This is a genomic window from Alloactinosynnema sp. L-07 (assembly GCF_900070365.1).
In the GTDB taxonomy this organism is placed as follows: domain Bacteria; phylum Actinomycetota; class Actinomycetes; order Mycobacteriales; family Pseudonocardiaceae; genus Actinokineospora.
Window position 1 is genome coordinate 7,196,033 of record NZ_LN850107.1, and the last position, 15,328, is coordinate 7,211,360.

The following is a 15,328-nucleotide window of genomic DNA, read 5'->3' on the forward strand; positions in this document are numbered from 1 at the left end:
CTGTCCAGTATGGGTGGCTGAGGCCCGCGCAACCTGGGTACCGCGAGACCTAGGGAACAGCTCCCCACAGGTCGCGCAGGGCCTCTGGTTCCCGCCATGACCAGGTCCAGTGTTCTTGCCATGACCTACGACCTGAACAACCGCACTGCCGTTGTCACCGGTGCCGCGAGCGGCATCGGCGCCGAGATCGCGCTCGTCCTCGCCCGGTCGGGGGCGAACGTCGCGCTGCTGGCCCGCCGCACGGACCGGCTCGCCGAACTGGCCGACAAGATCGCCGCTGAGGGCGGGCGGGCGCTCGCGGTGGCCGCCGACGTGACCGGTGACCTCGCCGAGGCCGTGGAGTCCGTCCACACCGCCTTCGGGCGAGTCGACCTGGTGGTGAACAACGCGGGCGTGATGCTCGCCAACCCCGTCACCGAGGGCCGCGACGACGAGTGGCACCGGATGATCGACACCAACCTCAAGGGCCTGCTCAACGTGACTAAGGCGTTCACGAAAGACCTGGTCGAGGCGGGTGCGGACGGCACGGCAGACCTGGTGAACATCTCGTCGGTCGGCGCCCACATGACCTTCGCCAACTACGGCGTCTACACCGCGACCAAGGCCGCCGTCACGCACCTGTCGGCGAATCTGCGCACCGAGCTCGGCCCACTGGGCGTACGGGTGACCAACATCGAGCCCGGCCTGGTCACCAGCGAACTCGCCGACCACATGGACAACCCGGAGGTCGACGCGCACCTGAAGGCGTGGCGGGAGCAGGTGCCGCCGCTGAACCCGGCCGACATCGGCGACGTGGTCGGCTTCGCCACCAGCAGGCCGAAGCAGGTGAACCTGCGGCAGCTCGTCGTGCTGCCGATTCACCAGGTCTGATCAAACAGCGGGGCCCGGCGCGAGTTCACGCGCCGGGCCCCGCTTCAGTGCTGCCTATCAGGTTGTCGCTATCAGGTGGTGAGGGTCCAGTTGTCGATGTAGCCGGTGTCGTTGGTCTCGACGTCCTGCACCCGCAGCTTCCACGTGCCGTTGCGCGCCTCGCTGGACAGGTTGACCGTGTACGTCGCGTTGACGTTGTCGGCCGAGTCGTTCGCCGAGGCGTTCTTCAGCCGGTAGGCCGTGCCGTCGGGCGCGACCACGTCGATCACCAGGTCACCGCGCCAGGTGTGCACGATGGCCACCGCGACCGTGCTGGTCGCCGAGGCGTTGCCGGTGCACGAGAGCGCGATGGAGCTCTCCACCGTGGCGTTGTCGACGATGTTGACGTTCGTGCCGTTGCTGGCCGGGGCGCAGGAGGTGCCGCCGCCGGTGGCGCTCGGGTTGAACGACCACGTGTCGATCTTGCCGGTGTCACCGGGGCCGGAGTCGTTGACCCGCAGCTTCCAGGTGCCGTTGGCGGTCTCCGACGACAGGTTGACCGTGTAGGTCGTCACCAGGTTGTCGGTGCCCGCGCCGGTCTTGTTGTGCAGCACGTACGCGCTGCCGTCCGGCGCGACCAGCGACACCGTCAGGTCACCGATGTAGGTGTGCACGATGTTGACGTCGACCTTCGCCGTCGCCGACGCCGCGCCCGAGCAGCCGGAGACGGTGACCGGCGACTCGACCGTGGCGTTGTCGGTGATCGAGAAGTCGGTGCCGTTGCTGACCACCGAGCAGGTCCCGGCCGGGTTGACCGTCCAGGTGAACGACGCCGAGCCGGTCTTGGCGGGGCTGGAGCTGTCGGTCGCGGTCACGGTGACGTTCGACGTGCCGGTCGCCGTCGGCGTGCCGGAGATCGTTCCGTTCGACGCGCTGATCGACAGGCCTGCGGGCAGGCCGGTGGCCGACCAGCTGTACGGCGAGGTGCCGCCCGACGCGCTGTTGGGCAGCGACGCGGCGGTGTTGACCGTGGTGGTCTGGTTGCCCGGGTTGGCCACGGTCACCGTGGTGCTGCCGCCGCCGTTCATGAACGCGGTGTAGAGCAGGCGGTTCGGCGACCCGGTCGTCATGCCGCTGAGCTTGCCGGTCGAGGCGTTGGTGACCAGCGCGTCGCGGACCTGCGCCGGGGTGGCCGACGGGTTCTGGCCCAGGTAGAGCGCCGCCGCGCCCGCGACGTGCGGGGACGCCATCGAGGTGCCGGTCATCGTCGCGCTGCCGGTGTTGCTGCTGTGCGACGCGGAGACGATGCTCGAACCGGGCGCCCAGATGTCCAGGCACGAGCCGTGGCTGCTGGAGCTGGCCTTGGCGTCGGAGCTGGTGCTGTTGCCGACGGTGACGGCCTCGGGGACGAGCTGCGGGCTGTAGAAGCAGGCGTCGTCGTTGGAGTTGCCCGCCGCCTGGACGAACTGGATGCCGCTGGCGATCAGCGACTTCACCGTGTTGTCCATCGTGGTGCTGGAGCAGCGCTGCTGGCAGCCGATGCTGTAGTTGATGACGGCGGGCTTGACGCCGTTGTTCTTGACCCAGTTGATGCCGGCCATGATGTCGTCGTTCGTGCCGGAGCCCTGGCAGTTGAGCACGCGCACGGCGTGGATCGTCGCCTTCTTCGCCACGCCGTAGCTGGTGCCCGCCGCCGTGCCCGCGACGTGCGTGCCGTGGCCCTGGCAGTCCTGCGGGGTGCTGTCGTTGTCGACGAAGTCGTAGCCCGCGGCGATGCGGCCGGTGAAGTCCTGGTGACTGGCGTTGATGCCGGTGTCGAGCACGTAGACGTGCGCGCCCTGGCCCGCGTTCGCCGGGTAGGTGTACGACTGGTTCAGCGGCAAGTCGCGCTGGTCGATCCGGTCGTCACCCCAGTTCGGCGGGTTGGGCTGGGTGTCGAGGGCGACCATGTAGTGCGCCTGCTCGACCGAGGCCACGCTCGCGTCCCTGGCGACGTCCTTGGCCTCTTCCTCGGACATGGTCGCCGAGTAGCCGTTGATCACGTCGAGCCGGTGGCGCAGCTTGCCGCCGTGCCTGCGGGTCATGTCCGCGGCGGCGGTGCCGACCGCGGCGACGCCTTGGGCGTCCTTGAACTTGACGATGTAGCGGCCGGGCACCGTGCCCGGCGCGTTGGCGTTCTGGATCGAGACATCCGCGGTCTCGGCCGAGTAGGCCGGGATTGACACAGCGGCGATTCCGGCTGTGGCGGCGATCGCGAGAATGGTGATTCGCGACGCCTTGCTCCGCAAGAGGGTGCGCTTCATCAAGGCCGATTCCTAACTCTGCAGGGGAGGCGAGCAGTAAGGGCCCGAGTCGGCTTCTCGAGTCCTGGCAGGACACTGGTCGCGGCAGGCATACTGCCACGCAAATGTCCTCTTGAGAAGAGGAATCGGTTCTCAGTACGGGATTCCGCTCTTGCTGTTAACTGTGAAACATGAGCGATGACGCGGTGGCCTTGCGGGCCAAGATGTACGGCGAGGACGACCTCAGCTCACTGCCCGTGTTCGCGGGAGGATTCATTAACTTCGGCTATTGGCGCGACATCCCGATCGACGGCGAGATCACCGTCGACCAGCGCGTCGACAGCCAGCTCGCCCTGTACCGGCTGGTCATGGACAAGCTCGGCGTCGGACCGGCGGACGCCGTGGTGGAGATCGGTTCCGGCACCGGGGTCGGCGCGGCCTGGGCGGTCGCCGAGGTCGGGCCGCGCGAGTGGCACGGGGTCGACCTGAGCCCCGACCAGGTGCGCCGGGCGAGCGCGCACGCCACCGACCGGCTCGCCTTTCACCAGGGTGCCGCCACGGCGATCCCGTTCCCCGACGACGGCTTCGACGTGGCGTTGTCGCTGGAAGCGGCCCAGCACATGGACGACATCGCGGGCTTCGCCGCCGAGGCGTCGCGGGTCCTGCGGCCCGGCGGCCGGTTCGCCGTGTGCACGTTCTTCGCCCCCGACGCCGACCACCCCGGCGAACTCGCCCGCCGGCTGGAAACCTTCGCCGCCGGGGTCGACCGGGACCACGCGGTGCCTGCTGTTGTGAGCGCGCTGACCGCGGCCGGGTTCGCCGGGGTCGACGTGACCGCGATCGGCGAGCACGTCTGGGCCGGGCTGGACCGGTGGCTGGTCCAACTCGGCGTCCCCGACGACGAGTGGCCCCGCCGCTGGCTCACCTGCTACCGCGATGGGCTCATCGACTACTACCTGATCTCGGCGACGGTCCCGTCAGCCGCATCCCGGTAGGTGCTCGGACTCGCGCGGTTACCGTCGGTCGGTCGGATCCCGGTGGGTGTTCGGTCTGGCGGGCTCGGGAGTCACTATTCGCGGAGTCACCGTCCGTTAGGCGAATTCCGGTAGGCGCGCGGCGATGTCCTCCGGCGCGGGCATCGCGGCGATCTCGGCGGCGACCTCGCGGGCCCGCGCGGTCACCGATTCGTCGGCCAGCAGGTCGCGGCTCTTGGCCGTGACCGCCTCAGCGGTGAATTCGTCGCCGACGAGTTGGGCGCCCGCACCGGACGCGGCTATCGCGTCGGCGTTGACGAACTGGTCGGCGCCCTGTGGTAGGAACAGTTGCGGGATCCCGGCGGCCAGCGCGCCCAGGGTGGTGCCGCTGCCGCCGTGGTGGACGACCAGGTCGACGTGGGGGAGCAGGTCGGCCTGCGGCACCCACGGCAGGACGGTGACGTTGTCGGGCACCGCGCCGATCGTGCCGACGTCGACCGTCGGCCCCGCCGCGACCAGCACCCGGCCGGGCAGCCCGGCGAGGCCGTCGATGGCTGTGCGCAGCACGTGCGCTTGGCCGAACGCGGTGCCCAGCGTCAGATAGGTCAGCGGCTCGCGGTGTTCGGCGACCCACGCGGGCAGCTCACCCGGCTCGGCGAACGGGACCGGTCGGATCGGGATGCGGTCGGCGGCGACGGCGAGGAACTCCGTGTCCTGCAAGGACTCCGGGAAGATGTCGAGATACGGGTCGGGCGAGGCCGACGTCGGATCGAACGGCACCCCGAACTCGGCGGCGACCTCGGCGAGCAGGCGCTTCATATCGCTGAACGGCTCGCGGACGTTGCCCCGGCCGAACGCGTGGCACAGCACCGGGATCCCGGCCGCCCGCGCGGCGAACCCGGCGCCGATGGTCGCGGCCTCGTAGATCACCAGATCGGGTTTGACCCGCTCCAGCACCGGGCCAAGGTCGCGGGCGACCCGCCGGGGCAGCGCCGAGGCGAAGACCTTGCCCACCAGGCCTTCCATCTTCTCCCGGTTGGCGAAGTCTATCGGCTGACCGGCGGTCACCTCGGCGAACGCCTCGGAGATGGTCATGCCGACGTCCTCGACGGCGAAGCCGAGCCCGGTCAGCACCGGGTGGAAGGACGAATGGGTCGCGTAGGTGACCTGGTGGCCCGCCCTCCGCGTCGCGGTGGCGAGCGGCAGGATCGGGTACGTGTGGCCGTGGCTGGCGAGGCTGGTGATCAGGACATGCACGTATCCGACAATACTTGCCCGATCTCGTCGATTGCTCGTGTCTCAGTAACGAGCTACGCCTGCGCTCTCAGCTGGTAGGTGCCGGTCGTGGTCGCGACGACCACGCCGTCGGTGTCGGTGAGTTCGGCCTCCAGGACGAAGGTCGACTTGCCGTGCGCCGCGGCCTCGGCGGCGACCCGGGCGATGGTGTCGGGGTCGAGGGTGGCCACCGAGCGGATGTCGGTGCGCGCGGGCTTGCGGAAGTCGATCTTGACGTCCTTGACCACCGGGTAGAACCGGGTGAGGTCGAAACTGGGCAGGCAGATCGCCCCGCCGAGCACCTCGGCCACGGTGAACAGCGCTCCGGCGTACATGGTGCCGAGGTGGTTGCCGTTGCCATCGATCGGCACCACGCACTCGGCGCGACCTGGCTCCAAGACGTCGGCGGTGATGCCCATGCTGTGGGCCTGCGGGATCAACGTGGCAAGGGCCTGGTTGAACAACTCTGTGTGCGACACCGATTCACCTTATGGCGGCGGGCAGTCTCGCGGGGTCGCCTGCCTGCCATGTCAGCGGGTCCGGGCCCAGTTTGTCCAGCTCCTCGAACTGCAGTACCGATTCATCTTATGGCGGCGGGCAGTCTCGCGGGGTCGCCTGCCTGCCATGTCAGCGGGTCCGGGCCCAGTTTGTCCAGCTCCTCGAACTGCAGCACCGCCCACGGCGAGATCTCCCGCCGCCCCGCCAGCACGTCGGCCACGAACGGACCCCATTCGACCCACTCGACCGAGTCCACCTCCGCGGGATTCGGCTCCGGCGCGACATCGGCCCGGACGCGGAAGACCGGACACAGTTCGTTCTCGACGATCCCGTCCGGCATCACCGCGCGATAGCGGAACTCCGGGAGTACCAGGGTCAACTCCGCCGCGACCAGGCCGAGTTCGGCGGCCAGCCTGCGCCGGACGGCGTCCTCGACGGGCTCCCCCGGCGCGGGGTGGCCGCAGCAGGAGTTCGTCCAGACGCCGGGCCACGTCTTCTTGGTCAATGCCCGGCGGGTGACGAGGAAGCGGCCTTCGGTGTCGAAGACGTAGCTGGAGAACGCCAGGTGCAGCGGGGTGGCGTCGGTGTGCACGTCGGCCTTGGCCGCCGTGCCGATGCCGTGGCCCGCGTCGTCCACCAGCAGTACCTGTTCCTCAGTCACCCGCCAAACATCGCCGACCCGGTGCCCGGTGGCAAGTCGCCGGATGGGTTTGATCTCTAGCGCGGTGCTGCACTGGGTCAGGTCCACCACCGGGTTCTTCTGGGGTGCTCGGGTCGGATGGGTTGATCTTCAGGTCGCGCTCGGATCAGATCTCCAGGTCGCGTTCCACCGCCGCGAGTTCCTCCGGCGTGCCCTGAACCTTCGGTCCGGTGAACCACTTGCGCGCCGACAGCACCCACCACAGGGCCGCGCCGCCGAGGACCACGAGGAACGCGATCGGGGTGTAGTTGAGCTTGTCCCAGGTCACCGGGTAGGTCTGCGGCAGCATGAACAGCACGAAGATGAACCCGACCCACACCGTGGCCACGATCCCCACCGGCTTGCCCCAGCGGCCCAGGTGCCAGGGGCCGGGCTCGAAGTCGTCGCCGCGGCGGACGCGGAGGAACACCGGGATCACGTAGGCGACATACAGCCCTACGACGGCGATCGAGGTGACCGCGGCGTAGGCGGTGGCGCTCCACAGGTAGGGCACGGCGAGCACGAACGCGCCGACCGCGGCCAGCCAGACCGAGTTCGTGGGCGTCCGGGTGCGCTTATTGATCTTGTGCCAGATCCGGGAGCCGGGGATGGCGCCGTCACGGGAGAAGGCGTAGATCATCCGTGAGTTGCCGGTCACCGCCGCCATCCCGCAGAACAGCTGCGCGCCGATGCAGATCAGCAGCAGGAACTTGCCGGTGGTCACGCCCACCGCGTCGATGAAGATCTGGGCGGGCGGCACGCCGGTCTCCGAGGCGAGCGCGCCCGCGTAGTCCTGGATGGCGAAGGTGAGCCCGATGAGCAGCACCCAGCCCGCGACCAGCGAGACCAGGATCGAGTTGACGATCCCGCGCGGGCCTGCGACGGCGGCGTCGCGGGTCTCCTCGGTCATGTGCGCGGAGGCGTCGTAGCCGGTCAGCGTGTACTGGGCGAGCAGCAGGCCGAGCAGGAACACGTAGACCGGCGACGACCAGCCCGTGTTGTTCACGAACTCGCCGAAGACGAATGACGCGTCCTGGTGGCGGTCCGGGACGATGACCAGCACGCCGACGATCACCGCGACGCCGACCAGGTGCCACCACACGCTGATGTCGTTGAGCAGCGCGACCACCCGCACGCCGAAGGTGTTCAGCGTGGCGTGGACCACCAGGATGATCCCCAGCAGCATGATCGTGTTCCCTGCCGTGGCGGCGAAGCCGAACTGCAGGTCGAGGAACGCGTTGAGGAACAGCGCGGCGCCGAAGTCGATCCCCGCCGTGACGGCGACCTGGCCGATCAGGTTGAACCACCCGGTGAACCACGACCACGCGGGCCCGTTGCGCGGGGCGAGCTTGGCCGCCCAGTAGTACAGGCCGCCCGCGGTCGGGTAGCTGGAGCACACCTCGGCCATGCCAAGGCCGACCATGACCACGAAGAAGCCGACCAGCGGCCAGCCCCAGATCATCGCGACCGGCCCGCCGGTGTTCATGCCGAAGCCGTAGAGCGTCAGGCAGCCGGACAGGATCGAGATGATCGTGAACGACACCGCGAAGTTGCTGAACCCCGACATCGACCGCCGCAGTTCCTGGGCGTACCCGAGCGCGTGCAGTCTGGCCTCGTCCCCGCCCGTACCCCGCGTTCCCTGATCGCTCTCGGTAGCCATGGCCGCTCCTCAAAGGGTTGATTCCGATCCTTTGCAGGCGATCAAGTGTGTTGTAGCTCACAAAATGGGTCAAGGTCCGTTTGGCTTAACGTGCCCGGTCGGCGGTTGCGGACGCCGGCCAGCGCTGACAGCATGCAGAAGTCGGCAGTTTCAATGGGCTTGAGCTATGCCATTGAGTGGAGGACCTGGGCGATGCGTGACACCGACGGGCTGCTTTCCGTGGCCCGGCTGCGGGAACTGGTCGAGAGCGACCAGGTCGACACCGTCCTGGTCGCCATGACCGACATGCAGGGCAGGCTGCAGGGCAAGCGCTGCTCGGCGCGGTACTTCCTCAGTGAAGTCCTCGACCACGCGACCGAGGCGTGCAACTACCTGCTCGCGGTCGACGTCGAGATGAACACCGTCGGCGGCTACCAGCTCTCCTCCTGGGACCGCGGCTACGGCGACTTCGTCCTGCGCCCCGACATGGCCACCCTGCGGCTGCTGCCATGGCACCCCGGCACCGCGCTGGTGCTCGCCGACATCGAGCTCGTCGAAGGCGGGCCGGTCACCGTCTCGCCCCGGCAGGTCCTGCGCCGCCAGCTCGACCGGCTGGCCGACCTCGGGCTGGGCGCGTTCGTCGGCACCGAGCTGGAGTTCATGGTCTTCGACGACACCTACGAACAGGCCTGGGACCGCGGCTACCGCGGCCTGACCCCCGCCAACCAGTACAACGTCGACTACTCGCTGCTGGGCACCGGCCGGATCGAGCCGCTGCTGCGCGAGATCCGCGTCGGCATGTCCGGCGCGGGCATGTACGTCGAGTCGGCCAAGGGCGAGTGCAACCCCGGCCAGCACGAGATCGCCTTCCGCTACGCCGACGCGCTGACGACGTGCGACAACCACGGCATCTACAAGACCGGGGCCAAGGAGATCGCCGCGCGGCACGGCAAGAGCCTGACGTTCATGGCCAAGTACAACGAGCGCGAGGGCAACTCCTGCCACGTGCACATCAGCCTGCGCGCCGCCGACGGCGAGCTGGTCATGGCGGGCGACCGGCCCGGCGGGTTCTCCCCGCTGATGGAACACTTCATCGCCGGTCAGCTCGCCTGCCTGCGCGAACTCACCTACTTCTACGCCCCGAACATCAACTCCTACAAGCGCTTCGCCGCGGGCTCGTTCGCCCCGACCGCGGTCGCCTGGGGCATCGACAACCGCACCTGCGCGCTGCGGACGGTCGGCCACGGCGAGTCGCTGCGGATGGAGAACCGGGTCCCCGGCGGCGACGTCAACCCGTATCTCGCGGTGGCCGCGCTGATCGCCGCCGGGCTGCACGGCATCGACAACGAGCTGACGCTGGAACCGGCGTCCACCGGAAACGCTTACGCCTCAAGCAAACCGCGGGTCCCCGCGACACTTCGGGAGGCGGCGGACCTGCTCGACGACAGCGCGGTGGCCCGCCAGGCCTTCGGCCACGACGTCGTCGAGCACTACCTCAACGCCGCGCACGTCGAACAGGCCGCGTACGACGCCGCCGTGACCGACTGGGAACGAGTCCGTGGCTTCGAACGCCTCTAGACCCCCGGTCATCGGGATCACCACCTATCTCGAACACTCCGCGTTCGGCATCTGGGAGACCGAGGCCGTCGTCCTGCACCGCGCCTACGTCGAGTCCGTGCGCGCCGCAGGCGGCAACGCGGTGCTGTTGCCCCCGCTGGGCGACTGGCGCGCGGAGACCATCGACTGGCTCGACGGCTTGGTCCTCTCCGGCGGCGCCGACATCGATCCCGCGCGCTACGGCCAGGTCCCGCACCCGACCACCGGCACCCCGCAACCCGCCCGCGACGACGCCGAGTTCGCCCTGGTGCAAGCCGCGTGTGAACTGGAGTTGCCGTTCCTGGCGGTCTGCCGAGGCATGCAGGTCCTCAACGTCGCCCGCGGCGGCACCCTGCACCAGCACACCCCGGAGCAGGTCGGCACCACCGACCACCAGCCCGAGGTCGCGATGTTCGGCAAGACGGAGCTGGCCATCCGGCCGGGCACCGCGCTGGCCGCGATCCTCGGCGAGTCGGTCATGGCCCAGTGCCACCACCACCAGTCGCTCGACCGCGTCGGCGACGGGCTCGCGGTCGTGGCCACCGCGTCGGACGGCACCGTCGAGGCCGTCGAGCTGGCAGGCCATCCCTTCGCCCTCGGCGTGCAGTCGCACCCCGAGCAGAACGCCGACGACACCCGCCTGTTCGCCGCGCTCGTGGCCGCGGCCAGCCAGAGAAGAGGAGACCGGTGATGGTGGCTTTCCGATCGGCCTCGGTCGTCGACATCCGCCTGTTCGCCGCGCTCGTGGCCGCGGCTAGTCAGAGGAGAGGACACCAGTGACGACTTTCGAGGTGCTCAACCCCGCGACGGAGGACGTGGTGGCGACCGTCGCCCTAGTCTCGGTCGACGAGGCCGACGCCGCGATCGCCCGGGCGCACGCCGCCTTCGCCGGGTGGCGGGCCGTGGCGCCCGGCGACCGGGCCAGGCTGCTGCGCCGGTTCGCCGCCGCCGTCGACGCCGACCTGGAGAACCTGGCCCAGTTGGAGGTGACCAACGCCGGGCACACCATTGGCAACGCGCGCTGGGAGGCGGGCAACGTCCGCGACGTGCTCGACTACTACTCCGCCGCGCCGGAACGCCTTTTCGGCAGGCAGATCCCGGTGGCGGGCGGGCTCGACATCACCTTCGCCGAGCCGCTGGGCGTGGTCGGCGTGATCGTGCCGTGGAACTTCCCGATGCCCATCGCCAGTTGGGGATTCGCCCCGGCGCTCGCGGCGGGCAACACGGTGGTCCTCAAGCCCGCCGAACTCACCCCGCTGACCGCGCTGCGGCTGGCCGAACTGGCTTTGGAAGCCGGAATTCCGGCCGACGTGTTCCAGGTGCTGCCGGGCAAGGGATCGGTTGTCGGGCACCGGTTCGTCACTCATCCACTGGTGCGCAAGGTCGTGTTCACCGGCTCGACCGAGGTCGGCAAGCAGATCATGGCGGGCTGCGCCGATCAGGTGAAGCGGCTGACGCTGGAATTGGGCGGCAATAACGCCAACATCGTCTTCGCCGACGCCGATCTGGCCAAGGCGGCGGCGACCGCGCCCTACGCGGTGTTCGACAACGCGGGGCAAGACTGCTGCGCGCGCTCGCGGATCCTGGTGCAGCGCTCGGTCTACGACAAGTTCATGGAGCTGTTCGAGAAGGCCGTCGCCGGGGTCGTCGTCGGCGACCCGAACGACCCCGCCACCGAGATGGGCCCGCTGATCTCGGCGGCCCACCGCGACCGTGTAGCGTCCTATGTGGATGATGCGCCGGTGGCCTTCCGCGGCGCCGCGCCCGATGGCGCCGGGTTCTGGTACCCGCCGACCGTGCTGGCCCCGATCGACGCCGACCACCGCGCGGTCACCGACGAGGTTTTCGGCCCGGTCGTCGCGGTCCTGCCGTTCGACGACGAGAGTGATGCCCTGAGTCTGGCCAACGAGACCGAATACGGTCTGTCCGGCTCGATCTGGACCCGCGACGTCGGCCGGGCGCTGCGCGTGGCGCGCGGGGTCGACGCGGGCAACCTGTCGGTCAACTCGCACTCGTCGGTGCGCTACTGGACGCCGTTCGGCGGGTTCAAGCAGTCCGGCTTCGGCCGGGAGCTCGGGCCGGACGCGCTCGCTTCCTTCACCGAGGTCAAGAACGTTTTCCTGAGCACAGAGGAATGACTATGAGCATGCGTCTGGACGGCCGGGTCGCGGTCGTCACCGGCGGGGCGAGCGGCATCGGCTTGGCCTCCGTCCGACGGCTGGCCGCGGAAGGCGCCCACGTCGTGGTCGCCGACGTCGACCCCGACACCGGCAAAGCCGCCGCCGACGAGGTGGACGGGCTGTTCGTGCGGGCCGACGTGACCAGCGAGGACGACGTCAAGGCGATGTTCCAGGCCGCCGTCGACACCTACGGCGGCCTCGACATCGCGTTCAACAACGCGGGCATCTCCCCGCCCGACGACGACTCGATCCTCACCACCGGCCTCGACGCCTGGAAGCGCGTCCAGGACGTCAACCTGACCTCGGTCTACCTGTGCTGCAAGTACGCCATCCCGCACATGCAGGCTCGCGGCAAGGGCTCGATCATCAACACCGCGTCGTTCGTGGCGGTCATGGGCGCGGCGACCTCGCAGATCTCCTACACCGCATCCAAGGGCGGCGTGCTGTCGATGAGCCGCGAACTGGGTGTGCAGTTCGCCCGCGAGGGCATCCGGGTCAACGCGCTGTGCCCCGGACCGGTCAACACCCCGCTGCTGCGGGAGCTGTTCGCCAAGGACCCGGAGCGGGCCGCGCGCAGGCTGGTGCACATCCCGCTCGGCCGCTTCGCCGAGCCGGAGGAGATCGCCGCCGCGGTGGCGTTCCTGGCCAGCGACGACTCGTCGTTCATGACCGCCGCGCAGTTCCTGATCGACGGCGGGATCTCCGGCGCGTATGTCACTCCCCTCTGAGGACCTCGTCGCGGAGGCGTTGTTCCGGCCGGTGCGCACGGGCAACGCCTTCGAGGAGACGATGGAGCGGATGTTGCAGGCGATCCGGCTCGGGGTGGTACTGCCCGGCGGGCGGCTGCCGCCGGAGCGGGACCTGTCGGCCCGACTGGGCGTGAGTCGCGTCACCCTGCGGGAGGCGCTGCGGGCACTGCAGGAGGCAGGCTACGTCGAGTGCCGCCGCGGTCGCTACGGCGGCACGTTCGTCCGCGCCGTGCTGCCCGCCCGCGGCCCGGTCGACCCGCCGCACGCCGCCGACCTTGAGGACATCCTGACGCTGCGGCACGTCCTGGAGACCGGTGCCGCCGAGGCCGCCGCGAGCCGGGCGCTGACCCCGCAGGACCGGCGCCGACTGCGCGCCCACCTGGACGAATGCACCGACGTCGGGCCCGCCGAGTACCGGCGCCGGGACTCCCGGCTGCACCTGGCCATCGCCGAGACGACCGCCGCGCCGTCGCTCACCTCGGCCGTGGCCGACGTGCGGACCCGCGTCAACGCCCTGCTCGACGCCATCCCGCTGATCCCCGCCAACATCGGCCACTCCGACCGCCAGCACCACGACATCGTCGACGCGATCCTGCACGGCGACCCGGCGGGCGCACGCGAGTCGATGGCCCAACACCTGGACGGCACGGCGTCGCTGCTGCGGGGTTTCCTATCCTGATTCACGCCACCCCGACGGGGCGTGACTTAGTGTCCGTCGGGGAACCGGGAGATGGAGGCGGACCACGTGTACGGAGACCGGCGGCAGCCGCCACCACCGCGGCGGCCCTATCCCGCCGAGGCGCCCACCGAGATCATCCGCCCCGTCCGGCCGCCGGACCCGCCCACCGAGTTCATCCCGGTCTACCGCGGCGACGACGCCTACGACGGCTATGACGATGACGACCACTACAACCCGCACGACGACTTCGACGGTGGTTACGACCAGGACTACCGCGATCCGCCCAAGCGGCGACGGAGCAGCCCTGGCCTGATCGTCGTCCGGTCCGTCGGCGAACTGCTGATCACCGCCGGTCTGGTCGTGCTGCTGTTCGTGGTCTACGAGGTGTGGATCACCGACATTCTCTCGGCGGAGAAGCAGGCCGACGTCACCACCGCCCTTGAGGACGAGTGGAAGGACCCGGCCGCGCCCGACCCGGAGCGCACCGAGCACTTCAGCTTCGCCGACGGCGAGGGCATCGCCAAGCTCTACGTGCCCGCCCTGGGATCGGACTACAAGTTCACGATCGTGGAGGGCACCTCGGAGGCCAACCTCGAGGTCGGCCCCGGTCACTACAAGCAGTCCGCCGCCCCCGGGGCGCCGGGCAACTTCGCCGTGGCGGGCCACCGGGTCGGCAAGGGCGCCCCGTTCAACGACCTCGACCTGCTGGAGTCCTGCGACGCGATCATCGTGGAGACCAGGGCCAACTGGTATGTCTACCGGCTGCTGCCCACCACCGCCGACGCCAAGAACTGGGCCGCCCGCGCGGGCGACCCCCGCTGTGCGGGCGGGCAGGGATCGACCAAGGTCGAGCCCATGACCGGCGAATACGCCAAGGCGGTCGGTCGGCACATCGTGACCCCCCGCGACTCGGGTGTGGTGGCCCCGGTGCCCGGCAACCCGGCCGCCAAGACCCCCGCCGACCAGCGCCGCAAGCTGATCACGCTCACCACGTGCCACCCCAAGTTCTCCAACAAGCAGCGGATGATCCTGCACGGCACCCTGGTCAGGGCCCAGCCGAAGGACCCCGCGAACCCCACCGCCCTCCCGCCCGAACTGACCGAGTCGAATTAGGACTCAGCACCCGAGTCACGTTAGGACCCCAAAGATGCGCACAGCACTCATCACCGGCGGCACCGGCGGCCTGGGTGCCGCCGTCACCACGGCGTTCCTCGACGCGGGCTGGCGGGTCGTCGTCCCGTGGGTCGCCGAGTCGGAACTGGGGCGCCTGCCCGAGCACGCGGCGCTCGACCTGGTCAAGGCCGACCTGTTCGACCCGGCCGAGGTCGGCGCGTGCGTCGAGCGGGCCGCCACCGCCGACGCCCCGCTCGGCGCGGTGGTCAACCTGGTCGGCGGCTTCGCGATGGGGCCGCGGCTGCACGAGACCCCGATCGACGAGTTCGACCGCCTGCTGCGCCTCAACCTGCGGCCAACGTACCTGGTCTGCCAGGCCGCGCTGCCCAAGCTGATCGCGGCGGGCGGCGGCGCCGTGGTCTGCGTGTCGGCCAAGGCGACCGAGCGGCCCTTCCCCGGCGCGTCGGCGTATCTGACCGCTAAGACCGCCGTGGTCGGGCTGGTCAAGGCCATGGCCGCCGAGTACGGACGCGACGGGGTGCGGGTCAACGCAGTCCTGCCCGGGATCATCGATACACCGGGTAACCGCGCCGACGATCCCGACGCCGACCGCTCGGGCTGGGTGCGTCCACAGGAGATCGCCGAGGCCATCCTGTTCCTCTGTGGACAGACCCCGATCACGGGCGCGGCCATTCCCGTCGCGGGAACCGGCTGATCGTGCAGGCCGATCGACAGGCGCAATAAGTACGGCACCGCCCCGGCTGATTCCCATTCGCGTTCGGTGACGACTCTCGTCACCGGCTGTCACACGTCCC

General features: G+C 69.8%; 14 protein-coding genes. 9 read left to right on the plus strand and 5 right to left on the minus strand.

Annotated elements, in window-relative coordinates; genetic code table 11:
* Window positions 1-120 precede the first annotated feature (120 nt).
* Entirely contained in the window at window positions 121-870 is a 750-nt protein-coding gene (locus BN1701_RS32910; RefSeq protein WP_054055309.1) for an SDR family oxidoreductase, read from the plus strand.
* A 71-nt stretch (window positions 871-941) separates the two neighbouring features.
* Here BN1701_RS32910 and BN1701_RS32915 read toward each other — a convergent pair whose 3' ends face one another.
* Window positions 942-3,152, minus strand: coding sequence for a S8 family serine peptidase (locus tag BN1701_RS32915; protein WP_054055311.1), 2,211 nt, complete (start codon window positions 3,150-3,152; stop codon window positions 942-944).
* Window positions 3,153-3,322: 170 nt separating this feature from the next.
* Here BN1701_RS32915 and BN1701_RS32920 point away from each other — a divergent pair, with 170 nt between their 5' ends.
* Window positions 3,323-4,126 (plus strand): class I SAM-dependent methyltransferase, encoded by an 804-nt coding sequence (locus BN1701_RS32920; RefSeq protein ID WP_054055313.1) that lies wholly within the window; start codon window positions 3,323-3,325, stop codon window positions 4,124-4,126.
* Between the two features lie 96 nt (window positions 4,127-4,222).
* On the opposite strand, the gene BN1701_RS32925 is transcribed toward BN1701_RS32920, so the two are convergent.
* The 4 genes from BN1701_RS32925 to BN1701_RS32940 form a co-directional block, all read right to left on the minus strand.
* Window positions 4,223-5,362 (minus strand): glycosyltransferase, encoded by a 1,140-nt coding sequence (locus tag BN1701_RS32925; RefSeq protein ID WP_054055315.1) that lies wholly within the window; start codon window positions 5,360-5,362, stop codon window positions 4,223-4,225.
* A 53-nt stretch (window positions 5,363-5,415) separates the two neighbouring features.
* Window positions 5,416-5,859 carry a PaaI family thioesterase gene (locus BN1701_RS32930; protein ID WP_054055317.1) on the minus strand — a complete coding sequence of 148 codons (444 nt, stop codon included), beginning with the start codon at window positions 5,857-5,859 and terminating at the stop codon, window positions 5,416-5,418.
* A 101-nt stretch (window positions 5,860-5,960) separates the two neighbouring features.
* A complete protein-coding gene (gene idi, locus BN1701_RS32935) occupies window positions 5,961-6,539 on the minus strand; it encodes an isopentenyl-diphosphate Delta-isomerase (RefSeq protein WP_054056331.1) in 579 nt (192 codons plus the stop codon).
* 145 nt (window positions 6,540-6,684) lie between these two features.
* The gene (locus tag BN1701_RS32940; protein WP_054055319.1) at window positions 6,685-8,217 is read right to left on the minus strand and encodes an amino acid permease; all 1,533 of its coding nucleotides are present in this window, start codon (window positions 8,215-8,217) and stop codon (window positions 6,685-6,687) included.
* A 192-nt stretch (window positions 8,218-8,409) separates the two neighbouring features.
* Here BN1701_RS32940 and BN1701_RS32945 point away from each other — a divergent pair, with 192 nt between their 5' ends.
* The 7 genes from BN1701_RS32945 (at window position 8,410) to BN1701_RS32975 (ending at window position 15,228) form a co-directional block, all read left to right on the plus strand.
* A complete protein-coding gene (locus BN1701_RS32945) occupies window positions 8,410-9,774 on the plus strand; it encodes a glutamine synthetase family protein (RefSeq protein ID WP_054055322.1) in 1,365 nt (454 codons plus the stop codon).
* A complete protein-coding gene (locus BN1701_RS32950) occupies window positions 9,755-10,483 on the plus strand; it encodes a gamma-glutamyl-gamma-aminobutyrate hydrolase family protein (protein ID WP_054055324.1) in 729 nt (242 codons plus the stop codon). The genes BN1701_RS32945 and BN1701_RS32950 overlap by 20 nt, the downstream gene beginning before the upstream one ends.
* 85 nt (window positions 10,484-10,568) lie before the next feature.
* Window positions 10,569-11,930 carry an aldehyde dehydrogenase gene (locus BN1701_RS32955; protein ID WP_054055325.1) on the plus strand — a complete coding sequence of 454 codons (1,362 nt, stop codon included), beginning with the start codon at window positions 10,569-10,571 and terminating at the stop codon, window positions 11,928-11,930.
* 2 nt (window positions 11,931-11,932) lie between these two features.
* The gene (locus BN1701_RS32960) at window positions 11,933-12,700 is read left to right on the plus strand and encodes a 3-oxoacyl-ACP reductase (RefSeq protein WP_054055328.1); all 768 of its coding nucleotides are present in this window, start codon (window positions 11,933-11,935) and stop codon (window positions 12,698-12,700) included.
* Window positions 12,684-13,400, plus strand: a complete 717-nt coding sequence (locus BN1701_RS32965) for a FadR/GntR family transcriptional regulator (protein WP_054055330.1) — start codon at window positions 12,684-12,686, stop codon at window positions 13,398-13,400. The genes BN1701_RS32960 and BN1701_RS32965 overlap by 17 nt, the downstream gene beginning before the upstream one ends.
* 66 nt (window positions 13,401-13,466) lie before the next feature.
* Window positions 13,467-14,513: a class E sortase gene (locus BN1701_RS32970; RefSeq protein WP_231949785.1), complete on the plus strand. Its 1,047-nt coding sequence runs from the start codon at window positions 13,467-13,469 to the stop codon at window positions 14,511-14,513.
* A gap of 34 nt (window positions 14,514-14,547) precedes the next feature.
* Complete coding sequence (locus BN1701_RS32975; RefSeq protein WP_054055332.1) at window positions 14,548-15,228, plus strand: SDR family NAD(P)-dependent oxidoreductase; 681 nt, start codon at window positions 14,548-14,550, stop codon at window positions 15,226-15,228.
* Window positions 15,229-15,328 lie beyond the last annotated feature (100 nt).

Coding starts and splice junctions, on each gene's coding strand:
- BN1701_RS32910 (WP_054055309.1), top strand. CDS start 121: ATGACCTACGACCTGAACAACCGCACTGCCGTTGTCACCGGTGCCGCG.
- BN1701_RS32915 (WP_054055311.1), bottom strand. CDS start 3,152: ATGAAGCGCACCCTCTTGCGGAGCAAGGCGTCGCGAATCACCATTCTC.
- BN1701_RS32920 (WP_054055313.1), top strand. CDS start 3,323: ATGAGCGATGACGCGGTGGCCTTGCGGGCCAAGATGTACGGCGAGGAC.
- BN1701_RS32940 (WP_054055319.1), bottom strand. CDS start 8,217: ATGGCTACCGAGAGCGATCAGGGAACGCGGGGTACGGGCGGGGACGAG.
- BN1701_RS32945 (WP_054055322.1), top strand. CDS start 8,410: ATGCGTGACACCGACGGGCTGCTTTCCGTGGCCCGGCTGCGGGAACTG.
- BN1701_RS32960 (WP_054055328.1), top strand. CDS start 11,933: ATGAGCATGCGTCTGGACGGCCGGGTCGCGGTCGTCACCGGCGGGGCG.
- BN1701_RS32965 (WP_054055330.1), top strand. CDS start 12,684: ATGTCACTCCCCTCTGAGGACCTCGTCGCGGAGGCGTTGTTCCGGCCG.
- BN1701_RS32975 (WP_054055332.1), top strand. CDS start 14,548: ATGCGCACAGCACTCATCACCGGCGGCACCGGCGGCCTGGGTGCCGCC.